The following is a 9,503-nucleotide window of genomic DNA, read 5'->3' on the forward strand; positions in this document are numbered from 1 at the left end:
GCCACGGCTCACAGCGCCACGCGCCGGGCGGGGCCGGAGAAGCGGTACGTCGCGTCGAGCAGCAGCTGGTCCTCGTGCAGCCAGGTCAGGTCGAGGCCCTGGTGCGGGGTGTGCGCGATCACCAGGTCCGCCGGGCCCGGCTCGACGCTCGCCAGCTTCACGCCGCCCTCGGTGACCAGCTCCGGGACGCGCGGGTCGTGGTACCTGACCTGCGCGCCCGCCGCCAGCAGCCCGTCGATGATCTCCAGCGCGGGCGACTCGCGCAGGTCCTCGACCTCCGGCTTGTAGGCGACGCCGAGAACGAGCACGTCCGCGCCCGCGAGGCCGCGGCCCTGGTCCGACAGCACCTGCCGGGCCCGCTCCACCACCTGTCCCGGGCGCATCGCGATCGCGTTCATCGCCGCCGACACCAGCGGCGTGTGCAGCCGGTCCCGCTTCAGCTGCCACAGCAGGTAGTGCGGGTCGCACGGGATGCAGTGCCCGCCCGCGCCGGGGCCGGGGAAGAACGGCATGAACCCGTACGGCTTGGTCGCGGCGGCCTCGATGACCTCCATCACGTCCAGCTCCAGGATCCGGCTGGCGTCCGCGAACTCGTTGACGAGCGCGATGTTGACCGCGCGGAAGGTGTTCTCCAGCAGCTTGGTCATCTCGGCGGCCTCCGCCGACGAGACTGTGTGCAGGTCGCCCGCGTACCGGCCGAGCAGCGCGACGGCACGTGCCGCGCAGCGCGGCGTCACGCCGCCGACGACCCGCGGCACGTCCTCGTGCGCGTGCCGGTCGTTGCCCGGGTCGATCCGCTCGGGGCTGAACGCGACGAACACGTCGGTGCCCACCCGCAGGCCCCGCGCGGTGAGCGGCCGGACGAGCAGGTCCCGGGTCGACCCGACGTAGCTGGTCGAGGTCAGCACGATGGTCTGCCCGTCCCGGGCGTGCGCGGCGGCGGTGGCGCAGGCCCCCATCAGCGCGCCGAGGTCGGGGACGAGATGCCGGTTGACGGGCGTCGGCACGCAGATGATCAGCGCGTCGGCGCGGGCCGCGTCCGCCGGGTCGGCGGTCACGGCGAAGCCGTCCCGCGCCGCCCGGAGCCGTTCGTGGTCGCTGTCCAGGAGGTCGACGCGGCCGGTGCGGACGGCCTCCAGCCGGCCGGGGTCGAGATCGACGCCGAGGACGCGCAGCCCGGCGGCGTGGAAGGCGAGCGCGGTCGGCAGCCCGACATAGCCCAGCCCGATGACGGCGACGTCGTATGTGGACGAATCCGTGTGCTGGGGTTCGATGGGCAAGGTAGCGGAGGACATGGCTCAGTGATCTCCCCGTGTGAGCTCCGGTCCGATGACCGGAGTCCATCAGCCAATGGCAAAGACGAGGTAAAGCGTCTTAGGCGACTGATTTACGGGGGACCACACTTCAGCGGAGGTTATCTACGCCAGATAGCGGATGACTTCTGTGTCCCGTCTTACGATCATGCCCTTGATCTGCGAAAAAGACCAGGACCCGCCCCGAGGTGGGGGCGGGCCCTGGTCGCGGCCATAACCGGCCGGTCAACGTGCGGCGAGGCCGTCCTCCGGGGAGGCCGTCTCCGCGTCCGCGGGACGCTCGGAGTCGGTGTCGGCGGGCCGGCGCTCCGGCCACGACACGATCCGGGTACGACGAGGGTTCGCCAGGGCGTTGTCCATTGCTGCTGCTGTCCTCCCGTTGTCGTCGGCCCGCGATTCTCGGCATCCGGGCCGACCGAAATAAGGAGATCTTCCCCGATGACCCACCCGGGTTAGCAAAATGGTCTAGACCGCAAGGCCTGTACCGGTGACCAACGCCGCGGCCCCGGCAGTGCATTCCCGCGCATGAAACCGGGTCGCACTGTGACCTTTCTCTCTGGTCACCGCGCCCCCGGCCCCGGCTATCTCAGCCAATGGTGGCCGTCCCCCCTCGGCGTGGACGGGGTGACCTATGCCACTGCCGAGCATTACATGATGGCCGGAAAGGCCGGCCTCTTCGGTGACGAGGAAACGACCGCCGCCGTCATCGCCGCGCCCCATCGCGGTGCCGCGAAAGTCCGCGACGCCCTCGCGGCCTGACGCCGGTGGGGCCCGTCAGCTGTCCGCCGCCGGCGCGCGCCGGCGCGCGTCGAGTTCCGCTCTGGTGAGGTCCGCCATCCGGCGGCAGGCCCGCCGCTGGTATTCGAGCTGGGTGGGACGGCCGAAGAGCGCGAAGCCGAGCCGGACCACGGGATTGCGGATGTCGGCGGGACGCGAGAAGGCGTGGAGGTGGAACTCCACCTCGCCGGTGTCGAGCCACTTGCGCACTTCCTGGTCCATCTGGCCGCGCTCCAGATGCCCTTCCAGCGTCCGGTAGTTCCAACCCCACACGCGCACCCGGCGCCCGTCCCGCTCGACGACCGCGTCGACGACGCCGCCGACGCGGACGCCGAGGTGGAAGCGCAGGCCGAAGAACCTGCCCTCCAGGAGCATGTCGCTCCCGGGGGCGGGAGCGCCCGTCCGGTAGGCGCTCCGGATGATCCGCGGATCGGCGAACTCGTAGTCGCGGACCAGGCGGCGGGCGATCTCCCAGCTGCCCTCCGGCTCCGGCGGGCCGGGGCGTTCCGGCGGAAGGGGCCGGCGGTGGTCGTCGATGTTCCAGCCGTCCGGCCCGGCGCTCTCCGGCCGATCCCGCGGCTCGAAGTTGACCGGACGGTCGCGCAGCTCGCCGTAGAGCCGCTGCAACCGGCGATGCATGCGCGGCCTTCTGCGCTGGGCTGTCCTCCGGCCGATCATCGCTCACCCCGCGTGGCGGTCGATGCGCTGGACGGCGTCGTACGTGCGCCTCCGCACCTGCTGGAGCGGACCGGCGGGGCGCAGCCCCGGGATCGGGTGCCGGGCGGGGTTGAAACGCACCGGCGCCTGGTCGTCCCTCCGCGCGGGCCCCGTCAGGACCAGTTCACCGAAACGCTCCCAGGGGCCGAGCTCGGTGGCCACGACCAGATCCATCGGGACCGGCCCCTCGCCGATTGCGCGTGCGAGAGCGCCGAGCCCGGACGGGACGGCCCGCCGGGCGACCGCGCCGACGAGCACGTGCCGGTCGCCCGCGGCATAGGGCAGCAGGGAACCGTAGAACCCGGGACCCCACCGGACCGCCGGGCGCAGCAGATGCCGGCTGAGCCGTCCGTGCCCGGTGGTCGCCAGCAGCAGCTCGGCGGTCGTGGGCGCGCCGTCGCCGGGCTGCTGCCACCGCAGGGCGAGGCCGAGTATGTCGGGTAGCGGGGGCGGCATTCCGACCGATCGCGACAGGCGCGCAAGACCCCGCACTTCCACCGTGTCGTCCAGCAGGGGGACGCCCCAGAAATGCGAGGTTCCCGACAGGCGCAGCGTGGCGTCGAGGACCACCCCGCGGGGATGCAGCGGCCGTCCGCCGCGCAGCCGCGCCAGCGCGGTGAAGGTCCGGGCGGACGCCGCGGCCGCCAGCTCGGTCGGGTACCGGGCGTTCACCCTGCCGTCCCCGGTGATCTCGGCCCGCTCCGTGCGGACCTCGACGTCCCCCGCCATCCTGCCGCCGGACATCTCGGCCACGCGACCGCAGAAATGGGTCCACATATGGAGCTGCATCTCCTTCGCCATGCGCAACCGGTCGTAGAGCACGTCGGCCAGCCGGTCGCCGCTCCGCGTCCACGACTCGACGGTGAACAGCAGCCCGTCCTCGGTGTCCTTCGCGCGGAACTCGATCTCCCCGGCCTCGACGTGGCCCTGCAGGGTCGCGAACCGGAACGACACCGGCGTGCGCTCCACCACCCGCACCGGGCAGTCCCAGGGCCCCGGCATGTGGACGTCGTACTCGTCGCCGAGGTCCAGGTGCGTCGCGTGTCCCGAGGTCTTGTCGAAGACGGCGAACTCGACGGGCGACGCGGCGTTGACGTCGGCGCGCAGCCGCTCCATCAGCCGCGGCGCGTCCAGGGAGCTGCCGACGATCCGGGCCGTGTAGCGCCGCTGGTACGCCGGCCCGACGCCCTGCCGCAGCCCCTGGACGCGGTCGCCCTCACGGTCGGGGATCTGGTCCAGGCCGGACGCCGCCGGAAGCCGCTCGCGCGATATCCCGCGCGAGGTCCGCAGCCAACGCCACAGCGCCATTCCCATCCCCACCGGCCAGCGCGCCGTACGCGCATGCCGCCGCCAACGTCCCCGCACGTCGCCCCCCGACGACCACCCCGCACCCCACCACCGACCATGTCCCCACGCACCCCCCGCCCAATCCCCCACGACCAGCACCCCCTTCCCTTGAAGCCGATGAAGCGGCCCGGGTACGGGGCGCGGGCGGCTTCAATGATCATTTTTGCCTTCTCGGGTGCGGAATACGGGCCCACCGTCGCCCCTTGTCACCGTTGGAAGGTCAAGCCGGGGAGGTCGTCGTTGCTGATCGGGGAGCTGTCGCGGCGGACAGGGGTGAGCGAGCGCCTGATCCGCTACTACGAGGGCCAGGGGCTGCTGGAATCGCGCCGGCACGCCAACGGCTACCGCGACTACGACGACGGCGCGGAGCTGGCGGTCGCCCGGATCCGCGCGTTCCTCGCCGCCGGCCTGCCCACCCGGGTGATCGCGCGGCTGCTGCCGTGCGCCGACGGGGTCGGTGCCCTGCGGCCCTGCCCCGGCACCCTCGACCTGCTGCGCGAACGGCTGGACGAGCTGGACCGCCGCGCCGCCGAGATCGGCGAGGCGCGGGAGCTGCTCAGCCGGACGATCGCCCGCACCGAGGCCGCCGAGCCCTCCTGACGGGTCAGCCGATGGTCGTCCTGAAGGGGCGGAAGGCGGAGGCCGGCGGGCGGACGGGTTCGCGTTCGTCGTAGCGGCGGGTCTCGCGGTGCCATTTGTCAATGCCGGCCATCCAGTCGCGGAGTTCGGCGACGTAGGCGTCCAGGGCGGTGCGGGCGTCGCCGTCGAGGCCCATGTCGGTGGCCAGGGCAGGGAGCTCGGTGGTGGCGAGGTGCTCGAACTGGCGGAGGCGCGAGGTCATGAGGTCGTTGACGATGGGGACGGCCTCGTCGCGGCCGCAGTCGAAGAAGTGCTGCACGGCGAGGACGCCGTTGTTGAGTTCGCCCTCGTACTCGGTCTCCTTCTGGTAGGAGAAGACGTCGTTGAGCAGGCAGGCGTAGTCCATCGCGGACGCGTCGATCTCGTGCAGGGTGCGGGTGGCGAAGACCTCGGCGGGGACGTCCTGGGAGTGCCCGATGCGGGTCATCGCCATCGTGAGTTCGGACCCGAAGGTGTGGCGGCGCATCTCGAGGTAGTCGACGGGGTCGGGGATGCGGGACTGGAGGTGGTTGTTCAGTTCCCACAGCCAGCTGTCGACCATGTGCTCGATGGAGGCGCGGAACTCGCGGCGGCCCCGGGCGGTCATGGGGGACGCGGTGCGGTGCCACAGGTCGATGAGGCCGGTCTCGAAGGGGTTCTCCGGTGCGGGGGCCGGGCCGCAGTCGAGCGGCATGAAGGCGCGCACGCGGGCGCAGAACCGTTTCGCGCCGGCCATGTCGTGGTCGCGGTTGAAGACGGCCGGGAAGTAGTCGTCGCCGAAGGTGCCCCAGGCCAGCCACTGGGTGGCGAGGTCGAGCGCCTCGGGGGTGGAGTCCGGGTCGAGGGACGCCGAGCAGATCGCGAAGTCGAACCCGGCGAGTTCCTCGGCCGTCCACAGCGGGACGGGGTGACGGTCCAGCGGGCCGTACATGCCCATGGCGGCGCACCAGGCGATGACGTTGCGGCGGGCCCTCTCGTGGTGCGGGTTCACGCGCGCCGCGTACGGCATGTCGAAGTCGGGGAGGGGCGTCGGGCCCACTTTCTGGAACGGGACGTGGGGACGGCTGATGCGGGCCGACTTCAGCAGCGCGGGCAGGCGCGAGGCCGACATGCCGGTGGACTCGCGGTTCATGTAGCGGCTGGAGCGCAGGTGCCATTCGTGGCCGCCGGACTGCCAGTCCTGCAGGCCCTTGACGTAGCCGGCGACGGCGGCCCGCTCGGCCGCGTTCAGCGCGTGCTCCTCGAACAGCGGGGGCAGTTCGGTGACGGCGGTGTTCTCGAACTGGCGCAGCCGGGAGGTGAGCAGGTCGTTGACGGTGTCGGCGGCGCGCTGGGCCGGCACGCCGAGGAAGTGCTCGACGACCAGGACGCAGTTGTTGATCTCGCCTTCGGACTCCGTCTCGCGCTGGTAGGAGAAGATGTCGTTGCGCAGGTGGACGCCGTCGGAGAAGGTGTCCTTCAGCACGCGCAGCGGCCGGGTGCCGACGACGCGGGCCGGGACCTCCACGCCGGCGGCGTGCTCGACGAGGTCCGCCGACCAGGGGGCGCCGCCGACCTTGCGGCGCATCTGGACGTATTCGACGGGGTTCGGGACGCGCCCGGTGCTGATGTTGGACAGCTCCCACAGCGACTCGCGCAGCAGCGCGTCGGTGCTCTCGGCGAACCGGCGGCGCCAGGCCAGGGAGCGGACGGGGACGGTGCGGGCCCACAGGTCGGCGAGGCCGCGCTCGACGGCGTTCCGCGGCTCCGGCGGGTCGAGCGACATGAACAGCGGCAGCCGGTCGAGGTAGGCGCGGGCGCCCGCCTGGTCCTGCGGGCGCTTGAACACCTCGAGGAAGTGGTCGTCGAAGTAGAAGACCCAGACGTACCAGTCGGTGATGAGGTCGAGTTCGGGGCCGTCGCAGTCGGGATGGGTGTAGGCGCACAGGAGCGCGTAGTCCATCGCGTCGAGCTGCGCCTCGTCCCAGATGTCGGGGGTGCCGGGGTCGCGGGTGTCGTCCAGCATGCCCATCGCGCGGGCCCAGGCCGTGCTGTGCGTCCGCGCGCGCTCCAGGTGCGGGTTCAACCGGGCCGGGTACGGGACGTAGAAGTCGGGCAGCTGGAACGGTTGCATCGACCGGACACGCCTTCCTGCTGGGGGACGCTTCGCAACCTACAGCAGGCATAAAGTTACTTACAGTGACAGCTTTGCTCCCCGGAATCCTTCGCAATGCAGCGGGTAGGCCGAGGTCATGACTCGGTCGCGACAGGCGGCGAAGATCAAGGACGATCCGGTGGAGCAGAACCTGGCGCTCGTCCGGCAGGTGATCGACGCCGCGCATCAGGAGATGCTCGACAAGGCGCGCAAGCGCGTACCCGCGCTCAAGTTCGGCGCGCTCGCCGGAACGCTCGGGGTCCTCGCCACGGCGGCGTCCTACCGGATGAACGTGCTGCTGCTGGAGAAGAAGCTCCCGCCGGAGCTGGCGTCGTTCGTCGCGGCGCTGGCGTACGGGGGCGGCGCGGGCGCCGCCGCGATGGCGGCCTCGCGCAGGTGGAAGGGGTTGCCCGCGCCGCTGCCGACGGAGACGGCCCGGCAGGTCGCCGAGATCATCACCGACTCCGGCTGAGCGGGGCCGCCCGCCCGATTGACAGCGCGCCGTGCTCGTCAGCAGACTCGGCGGAGTGCGCATCGGCGAGCTGACGGACGTGCGGGCCGCGCGGCCGGAGGCGGTCGCCGAGGCGGCGGCGCGCCGGGTGCGGCTCCCGTCCCTCCCGGACCGGCTCGTGATCATCGCGGCGGACCATCCGGCCCGCGGCTCCCTCGCCGCCGGCCCCGACCCGGTCGCGATGGCCGACCGGCGCGACCTGCTCGAACGGCTCTGCACCGCGCTGGAGCGCCCCGGCGTGGACGGCGTGCTCGGCACCCCGGACGTTCTCGAGGACCTGACGCTCCTCGGCGTCCTCGACGGCAAGGTCGCGATCGGCTCGATGAACCGGGGCGGGCTCGCCGGCGCGGCGTTCGAGATCGACGACCGCTTCACCGCCTACGACGCCGACGCGATCGCCGCGTCCGGGCTGGACGGCGGCAAGATGCTGCTGCGCATCGAGGACACCGACCCGGCGACGGCCCGGACCCTGGAGGGCTGCGCGCACGCCGTCACCGCCCTGGCGGGGCACCGGCTGATGGCGATGGTGGAGCCGTTCGTCTCGCACCGCATCGAGGGCCGCGTCCGCAACCTGCTGACGCCGGAGGCGATGATCCGCGCGGTGTCGGTGGCCTCGGGGCTCGGCGCGACGTCGGCGTACACGTGGCTGAAGGTGCCGGTCGTGCCGGAGATGGAGCGGGTCGCGGCGGCGACGACGCTGCCCCTGCTGCTGCTCGGCGGCGACATCGGCGACGATCCCCGCACGGTGCTGGACGGGTGGCGCCGCGCGCTGCGGCTGCCGGGCGTGAAGGGCCTGGTCGCCGGGCGCTCGCTGCTGTACCCGCCCGACGGCGACGTGCGGGCGGCCGTGGACGCCGCCGTCTCCGTCCTCCAGCCAGGGTTCAGGAGTCGCTGAACTTCACGTTGCGGCCGGTCACGTGGAGGCCGACCCCGCCCGACGAGACCGTCACGCTCTGGAACGTCAGCCCGAGCGGCAGCCCCTTCACCGGGACGGTGAAGTCGAGGTCGTCGCCGAGGTCGGAGCGCGAGAACCCCTCGACCGACTGCGTCCGCACCACGATGCTGTCGCCCTGCTTGGTGACGGTCGCGGTGGCGGTGGCCTCGGTGATGCCGAGGTCCATCTTCGCCTTGACCAGGTTGTTCCCGGCGGCCGTCAGCACGAGGTCGGGGTCGTCGCTCGCGCTCGCGAGGTCCTTGAAGCTGACGAACGCGGTGCCGTCGATGCTGCCCAGCGTGCCGCTGCTGAAGCCCGAATCGACCCGGACGTCCCGTGCGCGCACTTTGAGGTTCGTGATGCGCAAGGGGCCCTCGGTGATTCTGCTCGCCTCGAGCCGCACATCGCCGAAGTGCCGCGAGACGACCTGGGTGAGGAACGGGATTCCCTTGATCGTCACTTTCGGCGTCGCCGGGAATCCCTGCTTTTTGATCTGCACGGCCATCTCGTGCTGCGCGAACGCCACACCGCCCCGGTCCGCCACCACCAGGAGCAGCGCGAACAGCAGAACGGCACAGATCAGTACGGTCAGCCACCTCGGCCGCCTGCGCCTCGGCAGACGGTCGACACGGGTGACGGTGGCCGCGCCCGGCGGATTCGCCATGGCGTTCACTCAATTCCCGCGCCCGGCCCCTGTCAATGGGACCGGTGTCCCGTGAATGCCGGGCCCGAAAAAGGGCCGGGACATTTCCGGGGCGAGGACTTACACTCCCCGCATGACGGCCGGTCCTTCCGCCGAATCCCTCGCCGCGCCCGTTCTCGTCGTCCGCACGCGGGAGCGGGTGCACCGGCTGCGCCCAGGGGGCTCCTACCGCATCGGCCGCGACCCCGCGGCCGACATCACGCTGTCGGACCCGCGCGTCTCGTGGTGGCACGCGGTGCTGCGGACGGGCCCCGACGGGTGGCTGATCGAGGACGTCGGCAGCAGCAACGGCACGTTCTGCCAGGGCGGACGCATCGAGCGGATGGAGATCGGCGGGCACCGCACGTTCCTGCTCGGCCACTCCTCCGAGGGCGCGAGCCTGGCCTGCTTCCCCGAGAGCCCGCCGCCGAGCCGCCGCCAGGTGTACCCGCCGCCCGCCGGCCGGGCGG

The 9,503-nt window shown here is 72.1% G+C and carries 11 protein-coding genes; 5 read left to right on the forward strand and 6 right to left on the reverse strand.

Annotation, left to right across the window (positions count from 1 at the left end):
* Positions 1-8 precede the first annotated feature (8 nt).
* Together ABD296_RS41140 and ABD296_RS41145 are read right to left on the reverse strand one after the other, a co-directional pair.
* Complete coding sequence (locus ABD296_RS41140) at positions 9-1,280, reverse strand: nucleotide sugar dehydrogenase (protein WP_344280925.1); 1,272 nt, start codon at positions 1,278-1,280, stop codon at positions 9-11.
* 258 nt (positions 1,281-1,538) lie between these two features.
* On the reverse strand, positions 1,539-1,673 hold the full coding sequence (locus ABD296_RS41145; protein WP_344280927.1) for a hypothetical protein: 135 nt from the start codon (positions 1,671-1,673) through the stop codon (positions 1,539-1,541).
* 165 nt (positions 1,674-1,838) lie between these two features.
* On the opposite strand from ABD296_RS41145, the gene ABD296_RS41150 reads away from it, so the two are divergent.
* Positions 1,839-2,072: an NADAR family protein gene (locus tag ABD296_RS41150; RefSeq protein WP_344280930.1), complete on the forward strand. Its 234-nt coding sequence runs from the start codon at positions 1,839-1,841 to the stop codon at positions 2,070-2,072.
* A 15-nt stretch (positions 2,073-2,087) separates the two neighbouring features.
* Here ABD296_RS41150 and ABD296_RS41155 read toward each other — a convergent pair whose 3' ends face one another.
* Both ABD296_RS41155 and ABD296_RS41160 read right to left on the reverse strand, forming a co-directional pair.
* Positions 2,088-2,729, reverse strand: a complete 642-nt coding sequence (locus ABD296_RS41155) for a DUF1990 family protein (protein WP_344280933.1) — start codon at positions 2,727-2,729, stop codon at positions 2,088-2,090.
* Between the two features lie 42 nt (positions 2,730-2,771).
* The gene (locus ABD296_RS41160) at positions 2,772-4,115 is read right to left on the reverse strand and encodes a DUF1990 family protein (protein WP_344280936.1); all 1,344 of its coding nucleotides are present in this window, start codon (positions 4,113-4,115) and stop codon (positions 2,772-2,774) included.
* Positions 4,116-4,394: 279 nt separating this feature from the next.
* On the opposite strand from ABD296_RS41160, the gene ABD296_RS41165 reads away from it, so the two are divergent.
* The gene (locus tag ABD296_RS41165) at positions 4,395-4,754 is read left to right on the forward strand and encodes a MerR family transcriptional regulator (protein ID WP_344280939.1); all 360 of its coding nucleotides are present in this window, start codon (positions 4,395-4,397) and stop codon (positions 4,752-4,754) included.
* 4 nt (positions 4,755-4,758) lie between these two features.
* Here the strand turns inward: ABD296_RS41165 and ABD296_RS41170 are convergent, their stop codons facing one another.
* The gene (locus tag ABD296_RS41170) at positions 4,759-6,885 is read right to left on the reverse strand and encodes a terpene synthase family protein (RefSeq protein WP_344280942.1); all 2,127 of its coding nucleotides are present in this window, start codon (positions 6,883-6,885) and stop codon (positions 4,759-4,761) included.
* Between the two features lie 118 nt (positions 6,886-7,003).
* On the opposite strand from ABD296_RS41170, the gene ABD296_RS41175 reads away from it, so the two are divergent.
* Together ABD296_RS41175 and ABD296_RS41180 are read left to right on the forward strand one after the other, a co-directional pair.
* The gene (locus tag ABD296_RS41175) at positions 7,004-7,378 is read left to right on the forward strand and encodes a phage holin family protein (RefSeq protein ID WP_344280945.1); all 375 of its coding nucleotides are present in this window, start codon (positions 7,004-7,006) and stop codon (positions 7,376-7,378) included.
* A gap of 31 nt (positions 7,379-7,409) precedes the next feature.
* A complete protein-coding gene (locus ABD296_RS41180; RefSeq protein WP_344280948.1) occupies positions 7,410-8,312 on the forward strand; it encodes a Cgl0159 family (beta/alpha)8-fold protein in 903 nt (300 codons plus the stop codon).
* Here the strand turns inward: ABD296_RS41180 and ABD296_RS41185 are convergent.
* Complete coding sequence (locus ABD296_RS41185) at positions 8,299-9,015, reverse strand: LmeA family phospholipid-binding protein (protein WP_344280951.1); 717 nt, start codon at positions 9,013-9,015, stop codon at positions 8,299-8,301. The genes ABD296_RS41180 and ABD296_RS41185 overlap by 14 nt on opposite strands.
* A gap of 112 nt (positions 9,016-9,127) precedes the next feature.
* Here ABD296_RS41185 and ABD296_RS41190 point away from each other — a divergent pair.
* On the forward strand, positions 9,128-9,503 hold a 376-nt coding region (locus tag ABD296_RS41190), incomplete at its 3' end, for an FHA domain-containing protein (protein WP_344280954.1).

This window comes from Actinomadura napierensis, from assembly GCF_039529375.1.
Taxonomy (GTDB): Bacteria; Actinomycetota; Actinomycetes; order Streptosporangiales; family Streptosporangiaceae; genus Spirillospora; species Spirillospora napierensis.

Coding starts and splice junctions, on each gene's coding strand:
- ABD296_RS41175 (WP_344280945.1), top strand. CDS start 7,004: ATGACTCGGTCGCGACAGGCGGCGAAGATCAAGGACGATCCGGTGGAG.
- ABD296_RS41160 (WP_344280936.1), bottom strand. CDS start 4,115: ATGGCGCTGTGGCGTTGGCTGCGGACCTCGCGCGGGATATCGCGCGAG.
- ABD296_RS41170 (WP_344280942.1), bottom strand. CDS start 6,885: ATGCAACCGTTCCAGCTGCCCGACTTCTACGTCCCGTACCCGGCCCGG.
- ABD296_RS41185 (WP_344280951.1), bottom strand. CDS start 9,015: ATGGCGAATCCGCCGGGCGCGGCCACCGTCACCCGTGTCGACCGTCTG.
- ABD296_RS41145 (WP_344280927.1), bottom strand. CDS start 1,673: ATGGACAACGCCCTGGCGAACCCTCGTCGTACCCGGATCGTGTCGTGG.
- ABD296_RS41155 (WP_344280933.1), bottom strand. CDS start 2,729: ATGCATCGCCGGTTGCAGCGGCTCTACGGCGAGCTGCGCGACCGTCCG.
- ABD296_RS41150 (WP_344280930.1), top strand. CDS start 1,839: ATGAAACCGGGTCGCACTGTGACCTTTCTCTCTGGTCACCGCGCCCCC.